The organism is Caballeronia sp. GAWG2-1 (genome assembly GCF_023631405.1).
Lineage (GTDB): Bacteria > Pseudomonadota > Gammaproteobacteria > Burkholderiales > Burkholderiaceae > Caballeronia.
Genome location: NZ_JALQDD010000040.1, coordinates 280,409 through 303,652, shown reverse-complemented (window position 1 = coordinate 303,652; position 23,244 = coordinate 280,409). Strand labels below are relative to the sequence as shown.

Sequence of the window (23,244 nt, the reverse complement as noted above, 5' to 3'; positions counted from 1 at the left end):
CGGGGATTCTAAAATCTACTTGTTCGTATCAGGCACAAGCGTAATTTCCACGCGTCGATTCTTCGCACGCCCTTCTGGCGTGTTGTTATCGGCAATCGGGCGCGTGTCGCCGTATCCTTGCGTAGCGAACTGCGTGGCGGAGATACCCGACGCGTCGATTAACCAGTCACGTAACGCCGCTGCACGCGCCATGGAAAGTGTCAGGTTGCTACGCGGATTGCCTGCGTTATCCGTGTGTCCCGCGACCAGAACACGCTTGTCCGGATGCGCCTTGATCATCTCCACGGCGTCGACCAATGCCCGATTCGAACCAGGCTTAAGCATTGCCTTGCCGCTATCGAACAACGACATACTGTCGAGTGTCACGACCGCAGGCGGCGGTTCAGGTGGCTGATATGCGGCGATCGCGGTATTGAGCGAAGGCATGAGCGGCGCACCGTGATATTCGCCGAGCGACAGCCGCAATGGGACACCCGAACGCCCGTAACGATCGAGTTCGTCGCGATCCGCGATAAGCGCGTGCAGCGCGTCGCGGCGACCGGCATCTTGCTCGGGCGCGATGCCCGCATAGCGCTCCATATGTCCGCCGACGCGTGTCAGCAACGCGGCGTTGTTCCGGCCTGCGCCCCAGAATGCGGTGGCCAGCGCGAGCGCGCACATTGCGCCGACATGCGCGAGTGCTACGTGGCGCGGCGACGCTCGCACGCGCTGCGACATAGCCGCGATCAACGGCTGTGGCAGAGGCCACGGCGCAGGCGAGCCCGCGACGACCGCCGGTATAACGCGCGTCTGCATCTGGACGTCGCGCTCCCACGGTTTATCGGCATTGCTTGCGGGACCGCAGTCGATCCACCCGGCGCCGTGAAGCGCCCACGGGGCTGCCGGCTGACGGGAATCGGCTAGTGTGTCGAATATCACGCGCTGGGTCCATCCGATAATCGAAGCCAGTCCGGCAACGCTTGCGGCAGCATATGGGTCTGTTGCGTGCCGGCGTGCATCCGTTTCGGAACTCTCGATTACCGCATCGAAGCGCTTCATGTCGGTGAGCGGCGTTCCGCTTGAGATCCCGTGCCACTGCGCGGCGGCGAGCGCATCGGTCGGCGCGTTTCTGACCAGCCGTTGATACACGGCGACATAGCCGGGCAACGGTGCACCGATCACGCGAGAGGCATCGGCGACTGCCTGACGGACGATCCGCAGCGACTGTGAGAGCGCGTCAGCGTCGGCATGCAGCGCAGGCGCCACGCTTAGCACGACGCCGTCAGGTGCGTGACCGTCGCGCCATTGCCGCATGGCGAGCGCGAGGCGCGGCAGATCCTGGATACGATCCGCGCGTACCCAGATGGCTCCCTCTCCGACATGAACAAGGCGTGCCCTGCCGCTCTCATGATTGAAGATCGATGGCAGGGCGTCACCCGTCACCAGGACGAGCGGCATGCGCGTGCGAAGCCTGACTGGTACCTCCGCCGTGGCGGAGCCAAGCGCCGTCAAAACGTGTTCACTGGCCTGACGTGCTCGTGTCTGTTGATGCGTGCGCAAACCGATGGCGAGTAGTGCCGCCAGCACGACGACGGCAGTCAATGACCAGGCGAGCGTCGTCGTCACCGGCATGACGAGCCAAAGCACGGCGAGCATCAGCGCTGCGGCGATACCGACTACTGTGCGAAAGGGATACCCCAGCCGTTGCATTGAATTCACCGCTTGATGCCCGACGGAATCGTGCTAACCAGTTGCGCATCGAGCGCCACGTGCCACGCAAACCAGACAGCCAACGCGACTACGGCGCACAATCCGGCGATACCCCAAGGCGACAGGCGCTGAAACCAACTACCGAGGCGGCGTCCGCCATGTTCGATAAGAAACACAGGCTGTTGCGACGGGCGCAACTGCTCAATTTGCGCATTGAGGCTAGTAATGAGCGCGTTGCGTTTTGTCTCGTCCTCTAACGCATAACGACCCCGAAAGCCAAGACCGAGGATTGCTGCATAGCATTCGAGCAAGTCGACACTCGGCGCCGCTTCGCGCATGCGAATTGCCATTCGCTCGAATACGTATTCGCCAGCGTTATGGTGCTGCAGACGCTCGACTTGAATGGGTTCCGCGATCCACTTGTTCTTATTCACAGGATCGAGATGACGCAAGGCGGTTTCGTCAAGCAGTGCGCAAAGCGCGACGATTGCGTCGTCGCCTACGTCGTGCGAATACCCATGCTGCGTAAGCGCCGTCTCAAACGCTTCGACAAGTTCCTTGCAACGGTGGCGCAGCACGTCGAAGTCACTGGCTTTGCCACCGGCCGATAGTGTGGTAACGAGAAGAGCGGACGCGCGTAGCAAGCCTGTCAGACCCGCAGCCGGCTCGATGGTCGGCTTCGTCGACCGAAGCAACATGTCGCCGCGCGCCGGCGAAAAAGTAAGCGTCGTCATGCGCGTAGCACCGCGTAGAGTTCAAGCGCCGCATCCGGCACGGATGAGGGCAAGTAGATCTGGCACGCGCGGGCAGCCAGCAATCGGGCGTGCGCGGGGCTCGCGGCGTCCAGCGCGAAATAGTGATTGTCGAGACGGACCGGAATAGCCGACGGCACCCGTTGCACAGGCTTGAGTGCGATGCCCGCAAGCGCGGAATTGACGATGTGTTCGACATCGTCGGGCGCGCCGATCTTGCACAAGCGCGGGATGCGTTCGACGAGTTCGAACGCCGGGAGTGATGAGTTCACGGACAGATACCAGTCCGCTGCATCCGATGCGATACGTTCGTCCATAATCTTGCCTGACCATGTCGTCGCATTGTCACGAGACAGCCCGATCGACACCACGCGCGACGGGATGATTGCATCGAGCAATTGGCGAATCAACGCTTCCAGCTCCGTGAAGACTTCATCGGCGCGTGCGTGATCGTAGAGAGGGATGTCGGTAAGCTGAGATCCGGTCGAAAACGTCATCAGCGCGCTCGCTAGTTCGGCGATGATCGCGTACAGCCGCTCAGGAGGCTGATTTGGATTCGATGCAAGAAAGCGCAGCTTCGGCCACGCTGCATGCATGCAATGCAGCAGCCAGAACAGCTGTACGTCGGCCACGCCGTACTCCGTCACATGATCGACCCGCTCACTACGACGCGCACCAAGTGCGAGACTTTTTGCCAGCAGAATGTCGGTCAGGCGATTGATGCGCTCCATGTGCAGAGCATGAGCGCCCAACGTCAGACACGGTGGCACGTATTGCGAGACTAGCTGAAACTGTCCGCTGGTTGAACGCGACAGGCGTGCGATGGCGCATACCGTGTCGTCGGCGTGTGGTTCGAAGTCGAACAGCAGCCTAAGGGCATGGCGTTCGGCCGCGATCTCCGCTTCATCCGAGCCATTGAGATCGACGACTTTCACGAACTCACGATAGGAGCGGCGCGGACGAGTCAACGCTGTCTCATCCATGCGGCAGTTGCTGCCGTTTGCATCGGGAAGCGCGAGCGCGGCCAGCACAGTAACGCTTTGCCGATTAGCACCGACGCCTTCGAGCAGATCGCGCGCCGGAGGCAGCGCCTGAGCAAGCGTCGTGTCGATGGGAGTGCCATCCGGAAAACGCAACTTGAGTCGAGTCAGTTTGAATCGCCCGGACGCGAGCGCGTCTTCATCTACCTCGACGGCCAGGGTGCCCCATGGTTGAGCCAGCGCGGCCGTCGCGACTTGCCTCAAGGCGAACTCGTTCCAACGGTCCTGTTGCTGAAAATGCTGTTGCGTGAGGATCAGGCCTTCATGCCAAAGCGGTTTTTCGATCCGCATGTCTTTCTTCTCTAGCTATTGTTGCCATCAGTTGAGAATTCTATCTCTCACCACTTAGTTCGTATAGCTGATAACTAAAACGAAGCGACGAATCATATCTGCTAACGAGGACATTCTGTGTACCGTTTCGCCGGAGACGCGAAACATTTATTTCGAGATATGAAGCGCGTCCAGTGCGCGACGTGGAAATTGTCAAATGGTGTTGCATTTGAGTTGAGGGACCGACGAATCTCAGCTTCGGTCGATTTACACGAGTAGTACTAAGTCTTTGAAGGGACAAAGATTAAGGCCTTGCATAAAGCTTCGTTGCCTAACTATTAGTCACGCCGTACGATCATTGGCAGTTGATGTGGAACCTGTTCTAATAGTGCCCCAATGAGAATCACAATCAAGTGAACAGATCCATGAGCGTGCTCGAGAGTCGCGCCTTCAAGTAGTGCGGCTCGTTGTCGCAACGAATCTTCTTCGAGAGGTTCCTGCGTGTTCGCAGATCGAGTGGCGCTTATGGCTAATCAATAAGGACTATTTATGGACAGCTTCCAGCGCGAAATCCCGAAGAGCCGGGTTTCGATCACCCTCGACCTGCATACCGGCGGCGCGCAAAAGAAAATTGAGTTGCCGCTGAAGCTACTCGTTGCAGGCGATTTCAGCGCGGGGCGAGAGCAAGCGCCGCTCGCCGAACGAAAGAAAGTCAACATCGACAAGAACAACTTCGACGCGGTGCTTGCTGATTACGCGCCAGACCTCAAGTTCGGTGCGGACAATACGCTCGCGAACGACGGCTCTGAGTTGCCGGTGAACCTGTCGTTCCGTTCGATGAAGGACTTCGAGCCGGAACAGGTGGCGCGTCAGATTCCGGAACTTCAGGCACTTCTGGCCGTGCGCAATCTGCTGCGCGATCTGAAGTCGAATTTGTTGGACAACAGCACCTTCCGCCGCGAGTTCGAAAAGATTCTGAAGAACAAGGAAATGTCGGACAAGCTGCGCGGCGAACTATCGCAAATCGCCACGGCTGCCACGCAGCCCGAAGGCAACGCTTAACGCGCCCTCGGCACCTCTCGAAAAGCACCGTAGACAGGACAAGAAAATGAGCAAGAATCCCGCACGCCAGAGCGCCGCGGCAGAGACCGTTGTGCTTGACGCACCTCGTGATGCGCATGGCGAGAGCGTCTATGCATCGCTTTGCGACAAGATCAATCTTACGCCGGTTGCGCAGGCTCGGCCGCTGGAAGCGTTTCGTGACAACGACACATTGTCGGAAGCGTCTGCCGACGAACGTCTCGCACGCGGCATGGGCGCGTTCCTCGAACTCGTGGCGCAAAGCAGCAAGCCGGTGGATCGCCTGGACAAGTCGCTGCTAGATTTCTTCATCGGTCAGCTCGACCGTCAGATCAGCAAGCAGCTCGACGCAGTGATGCACAACCCCGAGTTCCAGGCGCTCGAAGGCCGCTGGCGCGGTCTGAAGATGCTCGTGAGCCGAACGGACTTTCGGAAGAATGCCCGTATCGAGGTGCTGGACGTGTCGAAGGACGCGCTTAGCCGCGACTTCGAGGACGCGCCGGAGCTGATCCAGAGCGGCCTGTATCGACTGACGTACATCGAAGAATACGACACGCCGGGTGGCCAGCCTATCAGCGCGATGGTCAGCGACTTCGAATTCGCCAACTCGCCGGTGGACGTCGCGCTTCTGCGCAATATCTCGAAGGTCGCGGCAGCGGCTCATATGCCTTTCATCGGCTCGGTTGGCGCGCAGTTCTTCGGCAAGAAGTCGATGGAAGAAGTCGCGGCTATCCAGGACATCGGAAACTTCTTTGATCGCGCTGAATACGTGAAATGGAAGAGCTTCCGCGACACCGATGACTCGCGCTATGTGGGTCTGGTCATGCCGCGCGTGCTTGGCCGTTTGCCGTACGGCAAGGACACCACGCCCGTCCGCGCATTCAACTATGAAGAGCAGGTCAAGGGTCCTGACCATGACCGTTATCTGTGGGTTAATGCGTCGTTTGCGTTTGCGGCGAACATGACGCGTAGCTTCGTGAACAACGGTTGGTGTGTGCAGATTCGTGGTCCGCAAGCGGGCGGAAAGGTGGAAGATCTGCCGGTTCATCTGTATGACCTTGGCACCGGTGTGCAGCCGAAGATCCCGACCGAAGTGCTGATTCCCGAAACGCGCGAATTCGAATTCGCCAACCTCGGGTTCATTCCCTTGTCGTTCTATAAGAACCACGACTTTGCGTGCTTCTTCTCGGCTAACTCGGCACAGAAGCCGGCGCTTTACGAAACAAAGGAAGCCACCGCGAATAGTCGCATTAACTCGCGCTTGCCATACATCTTCCTGCTCTCGCGGATTGCGCATTATCTGAAGCTGATTCAGCGCGAAAACATCGGTACGACCAAGGATCGTCGTCTTCTCGAGCTCGAGCTGAACAACTGGATCAAGAGTCTCGTCACCGAAATGAAGGACCCCGGCGACGAGTTGCAAGCGTCGCATCCGTTGCGCGAGGCGAAGGTGATGGTCGAGGATATCGAAGACAATCCCGGCTTCTTCCGCATCAAGCTCTTTATCGTGCCGCACTTCCAGGTGGAGGGCATGGATATTGGGTTGTCGCTGGTTTCGCAGATGCCTAAGGCGAAGAGTTGATTTGACGTGCTTACGCGGTAGTTTTTAGCGTGAATTGCCGAGGCGGTTTTGATTTTAATTGCCTCGGCGTCGTTTAACGACGTGGCGTTCGTTCCGTAGAGGTTTAAGAATGTCGATGGTCTTGCCGTCTCAGGCGTACGTGTTGACGATAGCGCCGCACCCTGCGCCGATTTCCGTCCTTAAATTTAGCGCTCAAAGCGCTATCAGCGAGCTATACCGCTGCCAGATTGAATTCACGAGTCCTTCGGCCGAAATACGGATGAATCAAGTCGTGGGGCGACCTGCCCGATTCTCGATCGAACCGATCGATCCGGATATGGCGCGCCTTCAGCGAATGTTCGGCGACCGTGCGAAGGAATTCAGCACCATGGCGCCGGCCTATACGACGCACGGCATTATCACGCGCTTTGAACAGCTTGGCACATCGGCGGATGAAACGCGCTATCGCGTCGTACTTGAACCGAAGATTTCAGACCTTGCTCGCGGGCTTAAGAGTCGGCTCTTTCAGAAGCAGTCCGTCGTGGAAATCATAACGGATACCCTGCGCCATTATGGCTACCGTCTGGGTGTCGACTTCGATTTTTTCAGGCTACGCAGTACGTACAAGCGTCACGAATACATCACGCAGTATTACGAGACAACTTTTGCGTTCATTCAGCGCCTCTGTGCGGAAGCCGGAATGTGGTTCCGTTTTGAACAAAAACGGGATAGGTCGGTCATCATCTTCGGCGACGATCTGGACGCCTATGCGCGCAAGCAGCGCGTCGTTCCATATCGGACGCATGCGGGGCTGGAGAGCGCGGGTTCCGAATCCATCCGCACGCTCAGGCTCATCACGCAGCGAGTCCCGGAAGCGGTGCAGCTTAACGATTATAACCATCGTCAGGCGGATGTGAATCTGCTGATTCAAGAGAACGCCGCGCGCGGTGACGAGACGACGAACGCGGTGGACAGTCGTTGGGGCGAGCATTACGAGACGCTGGATGAGGGGCAGCAGATTGCGAAACTGCGACACGAGGCGCATCTTGCCACGCAGGTCAGCTATCGAGGGAGGGGAAATCCGTTTTCTCTCGAAGTAGGCGAGGTAATGCGGCTCGACGTAAATCCCCAAGATGCGCAACACGGTTTGTTTATTACGTCGGTGCGTTGTGGCGGTGGTCGCGGTGCGTCGTACTGGAATGCCTTCACGGCGATTCCGTCGGATCGAGTTTGGCGAACGAGTGTCGACTCCGTCAAGCGACCGAAGATCGAGGGCATTCTTCCAGCCCGAGTCGATTCCCCGGGAAAATATAAATATGCGTATCTGACAGAGAAGGGCGAGTACGTCGTCAAGATGCCGTTCGACTTGGATGCATGGAGTCCAGGCGGAGCGAGCAGGCCGGTGCGCATGGCCAAGCCATATAGCGGTGGAGATTACGGTCATCACTTTCCGTTGATCGACGGGACAGAAATAGCGCTGGATTTCACTGCTGGCGATCCGAATCGGCCGGTCATCATTGGCGCGATGCACGACAGCCTGCATCCTGACTTAGTCAATAACCTCAATCACACGCGCAACTTGATTCGCACGGCAGCGAACAATGAAATGCGCATGGAGGATCGCGAGGGCCTCGAACATATCCACTTGACCACGCCGCTTCAGACTTCCGAGCTGAATCTGGGGCATATGGTCGATCAGGATCGCAAGGAGCGAGGTAAAGGTGCGGAGGTGCGCACGGATGAGCATGTGGCCATAAGAGGCGGGAAGGGCGTCTTGTTGTCCGCAGAGGCTCAGCCCAATGCGACGGGTCAGCAGCTAGCCATGCAGGATGCTGACACTACTCTGGACCAAGCGAAGACTCTCTTGCGCTCGCTCAACGATTCGGCCGCAGCGGCTAAGGCGTGGCTCGCCGAAGTCGATCAGCAGCGCACGCTCGTCGAAGAGAAGCTGACGAAGCTAGGGAAACCAGTGCTCGTTGCGACCGCGCCGGACGGGCTTGGCATTGCAAGCGGACAGCAATTGCAGGTCGCATCGCGCAAACAAATGTTTGTGACATCGGGCGAAGGGATCGACTTTGGCGCGTTGAAGCGGATCACAGCATCGGCTGGAGAGGCAATCTCGCTTTTTGCGGCAAAACTTGGCATTCGCTTCTTCGCTGCGAGCGGCAAGGTGCAGATTCAGGCACAGGGTGACGCGATGGAATTGCTCGCGTTGAAAGGAATGTTAATCAGCTCGTCGGATGCCGATGTGACAATCACCGGAAAGAGAGGCGTGACCATTGGTGATGGCTCCGGTGCTTATATCAAGCTGTCTGGTGGAAAGATCACATTGGGCAGTCCTTCTTGCGAGATCGAGTTGAAAGGGAATCTTCTCGTTGGCGACGCTGACGGGGGAAGCTTCACTTTTCCGGCGTGGTCTGGCACGCCTGTGCAAGACGTTAAGAACCCGATCTCTTTCGGCTTTTCTGAGTAAGCATCGATATGGCAAATTCATCAAGAGCGGCACAACCGGCCTCTGCGCCTGCGCCTGCGTCCGCACCTGCTTCTGCACCTCGCGCCGCCTCAAGCGCTCCGGCGAACGCTCCTGCTGCAAGAGCGCCGAGCGCTCCACGCTCCGCGCCGCCTGATACCAAGGTCAAACAAATATCGTTTGGGTTCCCTTTTTTGAAGAAGGGACAACGCCCTGCAGACGCGGCGGCAAAGTTCACTGACGAGCACGAGATCTATCAAATGCTCGCCAATAAGGAACCGTCAGGGAGCTATCTCGTAAGCAAGAGCGGAATGTGGCATGGCGGGATACACATCACGGATACGGGCGCGGGTACGCAGCTGGATCTCAACCAAGGGGTTCGATGCATCGCGGATGGCCATGTCATCGCCTACCGCGTCAATCGCGCTTATCCGGTCAGCCAGGTTCCGGCTTCCAGCAATCAGCCGGCCTCTCAGGCCTTATACAGCACCGGGTTTGCCTTGGTGCGGCATACGATGGAGTTCCCAAAGGGAAAGACCTTCACGTTCTATAGCGTGTACATGCACCTTCAGGCTTACGACGACTACGAACGGGATGTGGGGAAAAGCAAACCGTCGTACTGGTCTACGCAATTCAAGGTGACCGAGCACGCTCGGGATAAACCTGAGGTCAGTAGAACTGGGTCGGCTGCTGACCCGGGTCAGCAGGGTTTGACAGTACGCGCGACGCCGCGAGGAGGCCAACGAGGAGGTCATGCCATGGCCATACTCCCGCAGGGCGCATGCGTCAGTATCGGAGAACAACAGCACGGCTGGGGAAAGATCACCGACGTACATGGCGCGCAGTTGTATGCACCGCAAGCGGGTGGGGTTCCGCCGTCAACAGCCGTGGGCGGATGGATTTTTCTTGGCAACGAAAACGGCGGTCCGCTGGTACAAGCGTTCATGCCCGACGACACCTTCGATCGCGTCGTGGTTACTGCGTCGACCTTGGATAGCGCGGGCGACTCGAGTGCTCAAGGTATTCCCATCAAGGCTGGTGACTTGATTGGCCATCTGGGACGTTACGACTCGCTGAACGCAGGTTCGTCGGCCACGCGCATGGCACACATCGAGGCGTTTTGCGACGACAGCGTGCAAACGTTCATCGACCAGTCCCGAACGTGGATCGGAGCGCATGGCGCGCATAAGGACGACTGGACTCCGCTGGGCTTGTCTGCAGAACCGACGATCTTGCGTATCGACACCCAAACGAAGCTATTCCACGATGCCGAGCGCGAAGGTGCGAGCGCACCCATGACCGGAGTTGTGCAGCGTTGGTCGCTCGGGGAACTCGCACGTGACAGAAATAAGCAGCATGTGGAACAGAACGCTGATCGCACCGGACGCAAGGTGAACTGGTGGCGTGTCGGAAGTGCGGATCCACGGGGGCAAGCCATAGAAGGATGGGTGCGGGAGGAGGCGTTCGCGGGCGGTAGGGTGACGCGTGAATTTGCTCAGACGTGGGTGGACTTTTCTTGCATCGACGATGCGCACGACCCCGCGCACTCAATGTTTGCGACTACGCAAGCTTGGGTGGATTATGCCGGTCATGCGAACGTGCCAGACGCGAAATCCCTGACTAAGCTGAGTCCAATGATGAGGACCATCTACCGTGTGTTGTTTCCACAGGGAGATGGGAGTGGCGCTGCGGACGATATGTGCGTGTCTTATGCGGGGGAGTCGGGGCACTATCCGTGGTTGATGCAGCGGGCCTCGCGGTTAATTGTGAAGCACGAGAGTGAGTGGGCGAATCCGGATAAGTGGAAGCAGCTCTATGCGGAGATCGAAAGGGTCGCGGGACGGACACCGCAGTATGACGAAGAACAGAAGCGAATTGAGAAGCTCGTTTGGTGGGATGAGGTGAAGGCAAAAGTCCCAGGCTTTCCTGGGTCAGATGTGTTTCATATCAATCCGATTGGGTTGGTGGCGAATTTTGAAGCGTCAAACGGTTGTTCATGTGGCTGCTGTTATGTCGACAAATTCAAAGTTTCGCGGTGGTCTGGTCAGACCGTGCACTACGGACCCGTCTATTGGGGGGGAGTAAGCTTAGAAGCATCGCCCGCGATGCGGTGCCTTCTTTCCAATGGGCAGATGACGCAAAGCGAACACAGAATTTTAGTGGCTATGTCTAAAAACGAAGGGAAGATGGATTCGGTTCAAGCGTACGATAGCGAGATCTTCACCGCCGGAGCTTGTCAAAAAACCGTAAATATCCGGGGGGCTGGGGAATTTCCAATTCAAGTTGCCGAATTTAAACAAGAAAACGGGGCCGCTTATAAACGCTTATTCGCCGATTGCGGTTGGAGCGTTGAAGATACTGGATCCAAATCGCCCATTGCCACTATGTTTATAGTGATGAATCTTTAACCGGCGGCACGCCTATTACCGGACGGGAACTTTATAGCCTCGTTAGGACTGGCTGTAACGCGAAAGCCTTTGGTCATGTCGTATCTAATAAGCCGTTAGCATCCATCGTAAATGCAGTGATTGATAACGAATTCCAGGAGAAACAAGTAAAGGATTTCGTGCGCCGACTTAGGTTAGTAATTTCTATAATTCCTACGGGGTTCACTTCTACAATTGGAGACTTTTGTCGAAACGATCTAGGGCGGGCGTTAGCCTTAGACCAACATGTAAATCGGCCTGGCAATGTTGCCGACGATTTTGGAAGGGCTCTGACTGACTTCTTTCATGCTAATCCATCGGTTGCGAACGATCCCGCGAAGTGGGGTGCGCAGCATACGGCACACGAGGCAGCGTTGACTGCGGCTTACGCCGCACGAAGGCGAATGAATGACAACAATACTCGTTACGCATCATTAAGTGGAGCGCTGTCCCAATGAGATTAAGTACTCACTCTTTCTTGGTCTTATTGTTCGTTTCATGCGCATTATTTGTGACGCGTAGTTTCGCAAATGTTAGCGCAGACGTCACCGCCCAATTGCCAGGTGGTCAAGTGTTGCAATTTAGCGATCATCTATCCGGTACTAATGAGCTACGTTTTGGATCAGGGTGGGCGCGCGCCCGGCTCAAACTGAAAACAGGCGACTGGCTGCGGTTCCTTCCAGACGAATCGTTAAGCATCAATGGCGGCGTTGTCTTCAATGGCGTAAGCGGTCGAAGCTCATCTTTTAGCGGGCGTTATTTGGTGCTCCCACTAGTTAGACAGGGAATGCTCGAAAGTGCAGGCAAGGAGCCACGTATAGTGGGAAATCAATATTGCCCCGTCGTAGACACGTCTACCGGATGCATGATTAGCTTCGAAACTGGAGCTATCTGCTCGGGAGCCTGGTCGCAGCAAAAAGACGCTTGGATTGAGCAGGGGCGCGACCGTTCGGGCGAGATGTTGCAGGGGCAGGAAGATCTTGCTAATCAACTATGGACCGATTTTCGAAAATCACCAAAATCAGGAACATTGCGCGATCGCGTGGTCGATGCATTGGGTATCGAGAATTTAATCTCGTGTGACTCCCCCAGTAATGATAATCGACACACTTACATGCAGATAGCCGCAGCACTCAGACGCGAGGGTGCAGCGTCTGATGCAAGGTACATTGAAAATAAGCTTGCTAAAGTATCGAATGAAAGAGAAAGTAAGTTAGCTCTTGATACCAGGGTCCGGATCAAATCTTGGCTGTATGATTCTCCTGACGCATTAGCAAGAACAACCGCATATCTAGTTCCGGGCGACAGGGTAAAAGTGCTCGGGGTTAGCAAAGACGGATGGGTTAAGACAGAATACACACAGGCTAATGGCAAAAAAATAAAAAAATGGATACTTACGTCAACTCTCGACGAATGAGAATTTGAAGGGAAGTCTTCTTTAGGATGGTAAATTCGCGTTTATAATTTTCTCTTAATTTTTTGGAACTCGTAGCGCAATTCCAATCCTCCAAATTGCAAAAGGACAGTAATTGGAAGATTAAACCCAACCCGAACGGCGAAAGTGACGTGGTCCCAGCAGGCAAGCGCTTAGGCACCCCCGAAAGCGGAGATTCCCCTTGCACCCAGAGCGCCGCTCGTCCTGTAGGTGCTCGCACTGTACATTGGCGCAACCGTGGCGCCTTCTTTGTGGCGAAAAAGCCATAAGACAGAGACGGTCCGGTTATGGCTCTGCGCCGTCGGTTATGTTCAAGTGACCTGGGCGAATAATTACAGCGCCATAGGTCAGTCACTTGGCATTGATTTAGTTAATGATCCGGATCGAATGTTAGAGCCCGAGGTCGCAGCCTGGGCGACAGTGTATGGAATGGAAACTGGGCTTTTCACTGGAAAGAAACTGTCAAACTATATCAACGACGAACCCGTGGACTTCGTGAACGCACGGAAGATTATCAATGGCTTAGATAAAGCCGAAACGATCGCAGGATTCGCCATTCACTTTAAGTCAATACTGGAACTGTCGAAATGTTAAAGCTTTTGTGCCTGTTTTTGTTTGCTAATTTTTATTCTCCGCTAATATCGGCGCAAACTTTTGACTTATCCGACCAAAAGGCAAGTAACACCTTGCAGCTTAAAATCGAGCGAGAAGGCGAAAGAAATGTTGTTCAGTTGTACAACGGTGATATGCCGCTAAAGCGTTACGAAAATCTTCTGGAAAGCCAGTCTACGCTGGATTCCAACTTGGTGCACCTTGTCGGCGGAGGCGTAGCGTTAGAGATTAATTCTGAAGGCTCGCGGAGAAAGTATCACGTGATAGTGCCAATTGACGTGAGTGGCGGCGCCTTATACACAGATTGTGCGTTTAAAAGCGTCTACGACGCAGTAGATCAATCTAGACTAGTGGGGACCCTCTGCAAGAAGACTCCTTTGGAAAAGTTCGTCGTAGATGAAACTGTGAACGACGTTGGACTGCTTTCATTCGTCGACGACAATTCGACGAGCCAAGTTACTCGAGCTGATGGGTGTACGCAGGCTAAAAGCCTCAAATTTGCGCACCATAGCATTTTTCTATGTAGCCGCAACGATCCCGAATCAGGCAGTCGATCAATTCACATAACCGACGCCGAGGGCAAATCATTAATATCCCTCGTGGGGTTCGATTTTATTCCGGGACCGGGTGATCGATTTGCTCTAGTTGCGAACGCTGAGGCTCATGCCATCGTCTTTCGTGGCAGACTCTCTTGCCTGGCCAGGTCCAAACCAAAATGCGAGCCGCAGAAAGGGCGCTCGCTTATCGGGGGTAAATATAGATTTAATTATTCGATTTCGGTCGAAGATCTGTGTTTAGAGGGGGCTTATACGTATTCGAACGCATCCGCTGCGATGAGGCTGAATGGGTCGAACTCAAGACATGAAACCTATCTGCTTGAAACAGACAAAGGCGCGAATGTGACCGGCTTGTTCATCCTAAAAGCCTTGAAGCCAAAATTGATCGGCGAGTGGATTTCCGTACCTCCAAAAGCGCCTCTTACTGTGGATTAACCTAAAGAATAATCATTCTATTAGGATTTTGATCTTACAAAGATGGTAGCCGTAGGATGGCGTGTAATATTACTGCGTTATAAAAAAAGTTCGTGCATTGCCTTAGGGCTTGAATTGTGAATTAACTAACCAAGACTGGCTCATAGGCTGAGTCGCTACAATCTAACGATCGCGTGTAAACAAAATGCTCAGCTTCCAAAAGATTATGATTGCGCTCGCGATCAGCTCCAGTACATTAAATGTTGCACACGCAGAACTGACGCTTTGTAAGGATTTTGAGGAAGTGTATTTCAGTTGTCATGCCAGCGGAAAAATAATTTCTCTTTGTGCATCTGGTAATATCTCGCCGAACAACGGCTATGTACAATATCGCATCGGAACGAAAGAGAAGATCGAACTTCAATATCCAGAACAGAGCCTTCCGCCACATAATAGATTCAGTATCAGTGATGTTTCCGCAGCCAATGCAAGCTCAACACACATTAAGTTTCGACGCGGTGCGTATAACTACGTAGTGTACGCAAGCGCACTCGGCGGAGTTTATGTGAAACGAGGCGACAAACTTTTATCAAACAGAGTCTGTGAGCCAGGAATTTATCAAAGGTTCAATTCGCGAACTTTTAGAGGCATCGGGACGGTGGCGCCGATTGATGGCATCGACTAACGGAAGACTGTAGCTAATACCGCAAAAAGCAGTGTTATGGCGGACTACTACTTAGAGTGGGTAGAGTACCACGCAGACTTTTGCATCGGAAGCCACAAAATAGCGGCATGTTTGCCGCGATGTTATCAACGCGGTCAAGGAGATGTCAGCTATCTAAAGGATTTTCGCAAACGGTGTAAGTTTATTGAAGATCGCGCGATGCCATAGATTTCATCTTTTGCTTTGACGCATGTCAGAGCGAGAGTTTCGTAGAACCGATAGGATAGTCTCGTCATTCTATAAAATAAGGGCGCAGAGAATTGACATCTGTGAAGTGGAGAGAAGCAACCTGCGAGTGCTTGATTTTCGTTATTTTAATTTCGGTCATAGATTTGCCGGCTTACGCGCGCGAAAACGTACTTCGAGACGATTTCGAGAGGATTGGCGTTGTGAGTACATTGACATCTAAAAACGATCACGACAAGCTAAAAATCAGCTATCGTGCGACAGATGGGACTGTCCATTTATATAATGTGGATAAATTCGATTCATGTAGCTCGATGGCAGTTTACAAGGTTCCAAGTGCGTATTCCATAGCCATTGACGGCAGCTGTTCGAGTCAAGGGGGACAGATTTTTACGAACATTTATGAATGGGATAGTTCGTTTGGGAATTGGTGCTTACGACGAGAAGTAACAGGAGAAAAGCCCTACCTAAACTCTGGCGAAGTAGCCTCAAAAGAATATGTTGCGCGTGTCGAAGGCTGCTTTGCGCCAGGCGATCTCAGACCTCCTCGATATACGCCTTCAACCCAGTCGAGGAAAGCGGTGATTTCGCAGCTTCGTTATTTTCGGACCATTATAAAAGATGAGGCGGCTATTAAAGAATTCATCAGATTATTTCCGTTTTATAGCGTTGCAGAGCTAGTGCCGTATATTGATGTAAATACTGTGCAGGAAATAAATGATATCGCTTTCTATCTTTCAAAGTATGATCGATCTTACGAGGCAATACCGTTGCTAGAGCACATAGTGAGAGAATTCCCGGAACGATTTGTTGCCAAGCTTAACCTCGCTGACGCCTACTGGACGAACGGATTTGAGAGTAAGGCCATACCGCTTTATGTGGCTTACGAGGCCAAAATGAACTCACTCGGCTTAACCAAGAACATTCCATCGCGAGTAAAGAATCGACAGGCTGCAAAGGAAAATTAGACTTATGCACGCCGGATTGAATGTTGAGGCTTGAGTCGCAACTTAGGCAACGGTGTTTAGGAGATGTCCATCACATCTTTGACGAATACGCTGAGTATGCAAGCCATGAAAAATTTCGATAATTAAGTCAAATTGGTGATTCTTAAAATGGTGTTTCCGCATAGGTCTCTGTTTTTTTTGGAGCTCGTAACGGAGGTCCAATTCTCCGAATCGCAAAAGGGCCGCTAATTGGAAGACAAGATCAACTAGAACGGCGAATTGCACGCGCCTGCAAGGCGAAGCTGGACCGCAATGGGTGATGACCGCACCAGCGCCGTGTACGACGAGTCGCTACGGGTGGTTCCTTATCTGCAAAACCAAGCGTGACGTGGTCCCAGCAGGGCAAGCGCTTAGGCACCCAAAGCCCAAGCTTCTAGATTGAACCGATTTCCGTTGGCGCGAAGCAAAACAAAACCATCATGAAAAACCTAGCATACGAAGGCGATGTAACCAGCCACGGCGGCAGGATCCTCAGCGGCTCCAACCGCATTAAAGTCAAAGGTCGACGTGCTGCCCGCATCGGAGACTTTGTCTCTTGCCCAATCCATGGCGACAACCGGATCGTCGAAGGAAGCAAGCGGATAAAAGATGGCATCGCCTCACTCTCCCGTGATGGAGACCACACGGAATGTGGCGCGTACTTGATTGCATCCCCGCTCGGTGCTTCCGTCGAGTAGACGATGCCAATCGATTTCGAAAGAATTCCACCGAAAGCGGCGGTTCCGCTTGCACCTAGAGGGTCGCTCGTCCTTTGGGGTTCGTTGTTGGTGCTTGCACTGTGCATTGGCGCAACCATGGTGATTTCTCTTTGGCGAGAGAGCCATAAGACAGATACGGCCTGGTTCTGGCTCTGCGCCGTCGGATACCCCGTTCTGATTTGGGCCTTCTTGCTCTTTTCGACTTTGGCATACAGTTCCGCGGCGCGAGCATCAGCGCTTGCCAATAATCGAGTTAGCGAAGATGCAGAAGCAGCATGTCACGCTGCCGCCAGTAAGCCATTGACCGTTTATGGCTATTCCTGGCACTACTCTTCGGACAAGAAGGAAAACAGTCTCCAGAGCATCGTCGATGGAAAAGTTCGTTCAGAGTTGCGTCTGAGCGCTGCCGAGAGAGATAGAGAAGTCTTGGCGCGCTGGATAGACGTGCCCGGCGAGCCTTTTTATCCGAGCAACGAACTGGGGGAGCACACTCGTCATCTGGCTGTGTGCGAATGGCTGATCGACCAAATACTCAGCGATCTAGAGTTGCCGTTGTCAGCTTTACCGGGAAAAAGCACGCTTCACGTACATCTCTGCTTGCACGCCAATCTCAAGACGCAGCCTGTGATTGATCGAATTTGCGCGTTGCTGAAAAAGCTTGGAAAGTTCGATCTCCGGATCAGTTGCGAAGACGTTTTTGCGCTCTTCACCACCGACGCGTGGCTGGATCAGAAAGACGAAAATACCTTTCATCTCGTCATTGCAATCGAACTTCGCAATGCCATAAGCAACGTGCTCGGCGGGGGAGTCGCCGAAGTAGGGGTTGCCGTGTTGCTTGGCTATGTCTCCAAGCCTGAGGCTGGCGGTCAGCCGGCAGTGCACCTGCACCGGCCGGTCAAATCAGGCGTCGATAAGATCGCGGACGCGATTGGCCTTGCAAGCCGTTGGTCCGGGGCAAGTGTGCAGGAATTGAGCGCTGTCTGGATTGCTGGTTTGCAAGAAGATGATGTGGGCCTTGTTCGTCGGTCAGCGAAGCTCGATGAGCAAACCCAATTGATCTCGATCGAGTCGTCGATCGGCGACTGCTCGGCTGCTAGCGGTTGGCTCGCGCTTGCGCTAGCTGCAGCAAGCGCAGGCGCGAGCCCCAACCCTCAATTGATTTTGGCACGGGAAGACGACGAAATGACCGCTCTGGTTTGCAGGAAAGAACGTGACTAAACAAAGAGAAAGACCGCTGGCGCTCTTAATTGCTATCGCTATTTTCATCGTCTATCTGGCATTGGCGGTTGGCTTGGCGGTAAAGGGCCCAAGCATTGGTTTGTCAGGAGACAAGCTGCTCATCGTTGAACTTTCGTTGTTTTGTGTGCTCTTGATATTGATTTTGCTGAGCAAGTTCTTCGAGGCAATCTTGCTGTTGATTGCATCGCTAAGGGCCACACGATGGTTCATGCGGTACGACGCGGAAAAAGGTAGTCCACCCGGTGGCACGGCTGACAACTTGCGCTCGCAAGACTCGGCCGGCCGCGCGAAGGCATTACAGACCGCGCTCGTTCATCGCTTCGGGTTGAGGTGGAGACACCGGGCTCGGTGGATACTCGTAGCCGGCGAGCGCTCGGTCGTGGATCGCATCGCGCCAGGACTTTCCATCAGCGGTTGGCAAATGATTCAAGGCGCCGTGTTGCTCCATGGATGCCATGACGACGGTCAACCCGACGTGGAATGGTTAAAAAAACTTCGGCGGTTACGTCGTCACCGCCCTGTGGACGCAGTGGTTGCTTGCACTGAAGTGCTCGGCCCGGCAAGGACGCCCTTCGATGCAGAGGGCATGGCGCAGCGCCTCGTGCTTCAGGCTCGAACGTTGTGCTGGTCGGCGCCTGTCTATCTTGTCGATGCCGTCAGGTGTACCGGGAATATTTCCGCGTACGACGCATCGATTGGCGTGACGTGGTCGGATCGTCGCTCGAACTCGGCAGAACTTGAAACCACTCTAACGAATCTCGCCGGCAGTCTTGCAGGCAACGGGGTTGCACGCCTTGCTCGCGACCCGCTCGATCGGGCTGCGGCGGAGATGTCGCAACACATAGAGCGGTTTCGTGCCGCGTTACGTGTCCTCCTCGAAACGGTTGGAACGTCGGGATTCTGGCGCAGTGATGTACACGGTTTGCTGTTTGCCCCGATTTGTGTTGAACAGGTCGAGGACGCAGATCGCGAAGTGAGCGAACAAGCTTTTGCATTGCCGTCTTATGACGCTCTTTGGAAATCCGTCTTAACGCACAGTCGCGCTATCCATGGCCGCCGTGTGGGCGTGTCGTTATCGAGCGCGGCGGCATATGGCGTCATCGTTGTCCTGGGCATATTTGTCGCTGGCACGTTGCTTTCAGGCTTCGTCAATCGCTCAATGGTCCGAACTGATGCAGGCACGCTGGAAAGTCTGTCATCCGCGAAAGATCCCGCGCAACGACTGCAGGCGTTAAACGCGCTCGACAAACAACTCGACACGCTCGAAATCCGCAGCAAGGAAGGCGCGCCGCTTTACACCCGCTTCGGTCTGAACCACGACGCCGCCCTATACCAGCGCCTCTGGCCGGCTTACCTCAACGCCGCCTCACGCGTCCTGATCGTTCCCATCAAAGCCAAACTCGAAAACCGCCTGAGCCAACTTGCCTCGCTATCGGATGCCGAAATCGCCAGTGGCGGCAACGCACAAGTTCAGGCAGCCTATGACACGCTCAGAACATATCTCATGCTCGCCAACCCCGAGCACGCCGACGCAACCTTCCTTACGACGCAGCTACTCGCCACCAACGAACCCGCGCGCCAGCAAAATGCGACGCTCACGCAAGGCGCGTGGGAGGACCTGCGCCAGCACGCAATTGCATTCTATGCAAGCCACTTAAAGCACGGGGCGTCGCCGGCCTTGACGCCCGACGCGGCACTGATAGCGTCGGCGCGTCAGACGATCATCGGCGTGCGCGGAATCCAGAATTCGACGGATGCGATCTACCAGCAGATCATCGATGAAACCAAGCCCAAATATCCGCCGCTGACATTGGCCGGCATCCTCGGGGATCATCCTAGTCGCGGCCTCTTCGGCACGAGCGCCACGGTCCCGGGCGTTTTCACGCGCGCCGCTTGGGAAGAACGCATTCCCAAAGCGATCGACGAGGCGAGCGAACATCACACCGTCGCAGGCGATTGGGTGCTCTCAGACGCGAAAGCCGACAATACATCGCCGTCGGCGCTGAAGGCCGAACTTCGCCAACGCTACTTCGACGACTACTTCCGCGCCTGGGCGCAATTTCTCAACGGTATTCGCTGGCAGGATGCATCGTCGCTTTCCGGCACGGTCGATCAACTGACACTGCTCGGCGACCCGCAACGCTCGCCGCTCGTCGCGTTGATGGACGCAATCGTCTATCAGGCCGGCGCGGGTGCATCGACGCAAACGTTGTCGGACAGTCTGATCACGAAGGCGCAGCAACTCGTGGGCGCCGATGAGAAAGACCCATCGAAGCGCGCTCAAGCTAGAAACACCCCGCTCGCCGAAGCATTCGGCCCCGTCCTGCGCCTGACCGGAAGCGATCTCGGGGCCGCTGCGTCCGCGAATGGGAAAGGCGTGCCGCAACCTGTCGGCGACCTCAGTCTGCCGCGCTATCTCGAACGCGTCACCGCCATGCGCCTGAGAACGCAGCAGATGATGTCCAGTCCCGACCCGGACGCCATGTCGCGCGCCGCGGCGCAAGCGATGCTGCAAGGAAAGACTTCGGATATTGCTGACAGCCGCGACTACGCAAGCCGTGTGTCCGCGAGCCTCGGCGAGCGCTGGGCCGGTTTCGGCAAACTCTTTGAAGCTCCCTTCGACCAGACGTGGCAGGTTGTCGTGCGCCCCGCGTCCGCAAGTCTGAATGACATCTGGCGCACGGCCATTCTCGCGGACTGGAATCGCAACTTCGCATCCCGCTATCCGTTCGCGGATTCTGACAACGATGCATCGTTGCCCGATCTTGCGCGCTTCCTGCGGCTCGACAATGGCGTGATTGCGCAGTTCGTCGCGACGCAACTTGCAGGCATCATCGAACGGCAGGGCGATCACTGGGTCGCGGCGCAGGGCGCGAATCAGGGCGCGCTTACGCTCGATCCCGCGTTCCTTATCGCGCTCAACAAGCTCACGCGCGTCTCGACCGTGATGTTTCCATCCGGCGATGCACACGTCCGCTTCGATCTCCGTGGTGTGCCAACTCCCGGCGTCACCGAGATGACGTTCGTGCTTGCGGGCCGCACGTTCAAGTACTTCAATCAGCAAGAAGAATGGATGCCCTTCGAATGGCCGGGCCAGTCGCTGGAGAACGTCACGCATCTGGAATGGGAAACGGCGCAAGGCGGCCTGCGCTCGGCCCTCGATGCCCAAGGCCGTTTCGGCGTGATACGCCTGCTCGAGCGTGCGAAGGTTACGCAACAGGACAGCGCGCGCTACTTGCTTTCCTGGACACCCGATCAAAGTCAGGCGCTACCGCTTTCGGTGCAGATGCGCGCGGAAGGCGGCGCGGGTCCGCTCGATGTGCTTGTGTTACGACACTTCGCTTTGCCGGAGCGCGTCTTCCTGGTCAATAACCCCGCGAAGACGAAGGCGACGTCGGCGGCCTCGAACCCTCCGCCGCTGCCTCCCGGAGCGTTCACTGCGGCGAATCAGTTGGGCATTCCCTTGCCGCAAGGCGCAACCATAGAGATGCATTGATGTTTGCTGGTCTTTTTAAAACGCTTTTCCCTTCGCGCGATGCTGCCCAATTTGCTCGCGCTCGCCTCGACACTTGGGAGGCTTGGCTCGCGCCGCTTCCCGGAGATGCAGGCGTCGGTCGAGATCCCGGTTACGAAGACGCCTTTTTCAGCTTGAAGGATGAAGCAGGAAAACTTTCGGGCATCGACGATTCGTTGATTGTCCGCTCGTGCGAGCAAATCACGAAAGAAGTCGGCAAGGATCTGCGTGTCGCGGGCCATTACGCTTTTGCGCGATTGCGTCAGGACGGACCTGAAGGCTTCGTCGATGGTCTCGAACTCGCTGCTGCCATGATCGACCGCTTCGGCGATGCCATCTTGCCTTTGCGTCCCGAAGCCAGGAAGGGCGCGCTCGAAATGCTCGCTACGACACGCACGCTGGACTTGCTCGACAGCCGGGACGCTTTCGATCCTGGTGATGTGGAACGCGCGGTCGCCGCGCTCGATGCGATCGTCGGAAAGACACTCACATGGCCGGAAGCGGCGCGGCCCAACTTGCAGATGCTCGCCTCTCGCTTCCAACGCAAGGACGACGGCATACAAAGCGCCGAGCCGAGCACGACCGCGCCGATTCCGTCGGCTCCGGCGCTTGCCGGTAGCGCCCCGATCGCATCGCAGCGCGAATTGCTCGATCAGGCTCGCACCATGGCAGCATGGTTGCGCGATCAGGAAAACGGCTATCTGCCTTCTGCGCGACTCGTGCGCAGTATCCGTTGGGATACGCTTCACGAAGTTCCGCCCGCGGATGCCGGCGCTCGAACCCGCCTCGCCGCGCCACGCGGCGAATTGCGTCAGCAGTTCAAGCGCCTCGTGCTGCAAAAGCAGTGGAACGAGTTGCTGGAACGCGTCGAAGCGGCGTTCATGGAAGGGGTCAATCACCTCTGGTTCGATCTGCAACATTTTCAGCACGTTGCGCTCGATAACGTAGGCACGCCTTATGATGCATGGCGCGATTTGCTGCGCGCGGATTTCGCGCTCTTTCTCGAACGTCTTCCCGGCATCGAGCGGCTTGCCTTCACTGACGGTACACCTTTCGCCGATGATGTCACGCTCGAGTGGATCGCGCGTCACGCCGTCGTGCGCGATCTTGACGCAGGCGAGAGTATCGCGGCGTTGCCGGTGTCGGCAAATGCCGCGGAAGGTGCGGCCGGAGACTGGCCCGAGATCGAAGCACAGGCGCGTGATTTGTCCGCGCGCGATGGTATTGAAGCTGCATTTATCTGGCTCGATGCGCTGCCGGGCATGAAGACAGACAAGCATCGCTATCTGCAGCGCCTGATGATGGCGCGTCTGGCCGAGCAGGCCGGCCGCGCGGATACCGCACTCTCACTTCTCGCGGAACTCGATGCCGCCACGCGCACCTTGCCTCTCGCACGCTGGGAGCCGGCGCTCGCTTTTGAGGTCAAGCAGCAATTGATGCGTGCATTGAAGACGATGAGCGTCCGCAAGGACGCCGACAAGACAACGCTGACCAACCGTATCGGCGAACTGCGTAGTGAACTGATCGTGCTGGACCCGGCGCGTGCGCTCACGCTGTCATGAAAACATAG

At 55.7% G+C, this 23,244-nt stretch carries 16 protein-coding genes; 13 read left to right on the top strand and 3 right to left on the bottom strand.

Annotated features, from left to right (window positions below):
* Positions 1 to 15: 15 nt before the first annotated feature.
* From NCR98_RS28340 to tssK, 3 genes are read right to left on the bottom strand one after another with little or no spacing between them, the layout of a single operon-like run.
* The gene (locus NCR98_RS28340; protein WP_250528115.1) at positions 16 to 1,689 is read right to left on the bottom strand and encodes an OmpA family protein; all 1,674 of its coding nucleotides are present in this window, start codon (positions 1,687 to 1,689) and stop codon (positions 16 to 18) included.
* A gap of 5 nt (positions 1,690 to 1,694) precedes the next feature.
* Positions 1,695 to 2,423 (bottom strand): DotU family type IV/VI secretion system protein, encoded by a 729-nt coding sequence (locus NCR98_RS28335; RefSeq protein WP_250494349.1) that lies wholly within the window; start codon positions 2,421 to 2,423, stop codon positions 1,695 to 1,697.
* Positions 2,420 to 3,772: a type VI secretion system baseplate subunit TssK gene (tssK, locus tag NCR98_RS28330; RefSeq protein WP_250528019.1), complete on the bottom strand. Its 1,353-nt coding sequence runs from the start codon at positions 3,770 to 3,772 to the stop codon at positions 2,420 to 2,422. The genes NCR98_RS28335 and tssK overlap by 4 nt, the downstream gene beginning before the upstream one ends.
* A gap of 528 nt (positions 3,773 to 4,300) precedes the next feature.
* On the opposite strand from tssK, the gene tssB reads away from it, so the two are divergent.
* The 13 genes from tssB (at position 4,301) to tssA (ending at position 23,236) form a co-directional block, all read left to right on the top strand.
* On the top strand, positions 4,301 to 4,813 hold the full coding sequence (tssB, locus tag NCR98_RS28325) for a type VI secretion system contractile sheath small subunit (RefSeq protein ID WP_244829930.1): 513 nt from the start codon (positions 4,301 to 4,303) through the stop codon (positions 4,811 to 4,813).
* A gap of 46 nt (positions 4,814 to 4,859) precedes the next feature.
* Positions 4,860 to 6,413 (top strand): type VI secretion system contractile sheath large subunit, encoded by a 1,554-nt coding sequence (gene tssC, locus NCR98_RS28320; RefSeq protein WP_250528018.1) that lies wholly within the window; start codon positions 4,860 to 4,862, stop codon positions 6,411 to 6,413.
* A 109-nt stretch (positions 6,414 to 6,522) separates the two neighbouring features.
* The gene (locus NCR98_RS28315) at positions 6,523 to 8,865 is read left to right on the top strand and encodes a type VI secretion system Vgr family protein (protein ID WP_250528017.1); all 2,343 of its coding nucleotides are present in this window, start codon (positions 6,523 to 6,525) and stop codon (positions 8,863 to 8,865) included.
* A 257-nt stretch (positions 8,866 to 9,122) separates the two neighbouring features.
* Positions 9,123 to 11,270 carry a hypothetical protein gene (locus NCR98_RS28310; protein WP_250528016.1) on the top strand — a complete coding sequence of 716 codons (2,148 nt, stop codon included), beginning with the start codon at positions 9,123 to 9,125 and terminating at the stop codon, positions 11,268 to 11,270.
* 472 nt (positions 11,271 to 11,742) lie between these two features.
* Positions 11,743 to 12,705 carry a hypothetical protein gene (locus NCR98_RS28305; RefSeq protein WP_250528015.1) on the top strand — a complete coding sequence of 321 codons (963 nt, stop codon included), beginning with the start codon at positions 11,743 to 11,745 and terminating at the stop codon, positions 12,703 to 12,705.
* A 255-nt stretch (positions 12,706 to 12,960) separates the two neighbouring features.
* Positions 12,961 to 13,317, top strand: a complete 357-nt coding sequence (locus NCR98_RS28300; RefSeq protein ID WP_250528014.1) for a hypothetical protein — start codon at positions 12,961 to 12,963, stop codon at positions 13,315 to 13,317.
* A complete protein-coding gene (locus NCR98_RS28295) occupies positions 13,311 to 14,327 on the top strand; it encodes a hypothetical protein (RefSeq protein WP_250528013.1) in 1,017 nt (338 codons plus the stop codon). Before NCR98_RS28300 ends, NCR98_RS28295 begins: the two co-directional genes overlap by 7 nt.
* A 184-nt stretch (positions 14,328 to 14,511) precedes the next feature.
* A complete protein-coding gene (locus NCR98_RS28290) occupies positions 14,512 to 14,991 on the top strand; it encodes a hypothetical protein (RefSeq protein ID WP_250528012.1) in 480 nt (159 codons plus the stop codon).
* Positions 14,992 to 15,419: 428 nt separating this feature from the next.
* Complete coding sequence (locus NCR98_RS28285; protein WP_250528011.1) at positions 15,420 to 16,184, top strand: tetratricopeptide repeat protein; 765 nt, start codon at positions 15,420 to 15,422, stop codon at positions 16,182 to 16,184.
* Positions 16,185 to 16,642: 458 nt separating this feature from the next.
* The gene (locus NCR98_RS28280; protein WP_250528010.1) at positions 16,643 to 16,900 is read left to right on the top strand and encodes a PAAR domain-containing protein; all 258 of its coding nucleotides are present in this window, start codon (positions 16,643 to 16,645) and stop codon (positions 16,898 to 16,900) included.
* Positions 16,901 to 16,903: 3 nt separating this feature from the next.
* Positions 16,904 to 18,139: a KPHS_23130 family T6SS system protein gene (locus tag NCR98_RS28275; protein WP_250528009.1), complete on the top strand. Its 1,236-nt coding sequence runs from the start codon at positions 16,904 to 16,906 to the stop codon at positions 18,137 to 18,139.
* 1,180 nt (positions 18,140 to 19,319) lie between these two features.
* Complete coding sequence (locus tag NCR98_RS28270) at positions 19,320 to 21,656, top strand: ImcF-related family protein (protein WP_284503974.1); 2,337 nt, start codon at positions 19,320 to 19,322, stop codon at positions 21,654 to 21,656.
* Entirely contained in the window at positions 21,656 to 23,236 is a 1,581-nt protein-coding gene (gene tssA, locus NCR98_RS28265) for a type VI secretion system protein TssA (protein WP_250528007.1), read from the top strand. Before NCR98_RS28270 ends, tssA begins: the two co-directional genes overlap by 1 nt.
* The last annotated feature ends 8 nt before the right edge of the window (positions 23,237 to 23,244 follow it).

Excerpts from the sequence above, each read along its gene's own strand:
- NCR98_RS28280 (WP_250528010.1), top strand. The coding sequence starts at position 16,643 with ATGAAAAACCTAGCATACGAAGGCGATGTAACCAGCCACGGCGGCAGG.
- tssA (WP_250528007.1), top strand. The coding sequence starts at position 21,656 with ATGTTTGCTGGTCTTTTTAAAACGCTTTTCCCTTCGCGCGATGCTGCC.
- NCR98_RS28295 (WP_250528013.1), top strand. The coding sequence starts at position 13,311 with ATGTTAAAGCTTTTGTGCCTGTTTTTGTTTGCTAATTTTTATTCTCCG.
- NCR98_RS28305 (WP_250528015.1), top strand. The coding sequence starts at position 11,743 with ATGAGATTAAGTACTCACTCTTTCTTGGTCTTATTGTTCGTTTCATGC.
- NCR98_RS28275 (WP_250528009.1), top strand. The coding sequence starts at position 16,904 with ATGCCAATCGATTTCGAAAGAATTCCACCGAAAGCGGCGGTTCCGCTT.
- NCR98_RS28340 (WP_250528115.1), bottom strand. The coding sequence starts at position 1,689 with ATGCAACGGCTGGGGTATCCCTTTCGCACAGTAGTCGGTATCGCCGCA.
- tssB (WP_244829930.1), top strand. The coding sequence starts at position 4,301 with ATGGACAGCTTCCAGCGCGAAATCCCGAAGAGCCGGGTTTCGATCACC.
- NCR98_RS28290 (WP_250528012.1), top strand. The coding sequence starts at position 14,512 with ATGCTCAGCTTCCAAAAGATTATGATTGCGCTCGCGATCAGCTCCAGT.
- NCR98_RS28310 (WP_250528016.1), top strand. The coding sequence starts at position 9,123 with ATGCTCGCCAATAAGGAACCGTCAGGGAGCTATCTCGTAAGCAAGAGC.
- NCR98_RS28315 (WP_250528017.1), top strand. The coding sequence starts at position 6,523 with ATGTCGATGGTCTTGCCGTCTCAGGCGTACGTGTTGACGATAGCGCCG.
- NCR98_RS28270 (WP_284503974.1), top strand. The coding sequence starts at position 19,320 with ATGGTCCGAACTGATGCAGGCACGCTGGAAAGTCTGTCATCCGCGAAA.
- tssC (WP_250528018.1), top strand. The coding sequence starts at position 4,860 with ATGAGCAAGAATCCCGCACGCCAGAGCGCCGCGGCAGAGACCGTTGTG.
- tssK (WP_250528019.1), bottom strand. The coding sequence starts at position 3,772 with ATGCGGATCGAAAAACCGCTTTGGCATGAAGGCCTGATCCTCACGCAA.
- NCR98_RS28335 (WP_250494349.1), bottom strand. The coding sequence starts at position 2,423 with ATGACGACGCTTACTTTTTCGCCGGCGCGCGGCGACATGTTGCTTCGG.